Source organism: Verminephrobacter aporrectodeae subsp. tuberculatae At4 (assembly GCF_000193225.1).
Classification (GTDB): domain Bacteria; phylum Pseudomonadota; class Gammaproteobacteria; order Burkholderiales; family Burkholderiaceae_C; genus Acidovorax; species Acidovorax aporrectodeae.
The window spans coordinates 1-281 of the sequence record NZ_AFAL01000946.1 but is presented as its reverse complement, the minus strand read 5'-3'; the positions used below and the strand labels follow the sequence as shown (position 1 = coordinate 281).

Annotated in this window: 1 protein-coding gene; it reads left to right on the top strand. The window is 66.5% G+C overall.

The genetic code is table 11. From position 1 onward, the window contains the following. Positions 1–281, top strand: a 281-nt coding sequence (locus tag VTU_RS29955) for a SwmB domain-containing protein (RefSeq protein ID WP_010109512.1), incomplete at both ends; no start/stop codon positions are given.

Here is a 281-nt window from a genome sequence, read left to right as displayed (position 1 = left end):
AGCCGACCACACGGACCCGGTCCTTGGCACCGCCACGGTCAGCGGGCACGATCTGGTGCTGATCTACACCGAGGCCAGCAGCCTGGGTCTGGACGCGATCCATACCGCTGGCGCGACGGACTTTGCGGTGAATAGTGCCAGCGGCCTCGCCATCCGCGTCAATAGCCTCACGGTGGACGCCACGGCCAAGACCGTCACCCTGCACTTGGACCGTGACGTGGACCGCGGCGAGGCGGTGAAGCGTCAGCTACACCAAACCTGCCGGCGAACAACGTCGCTCG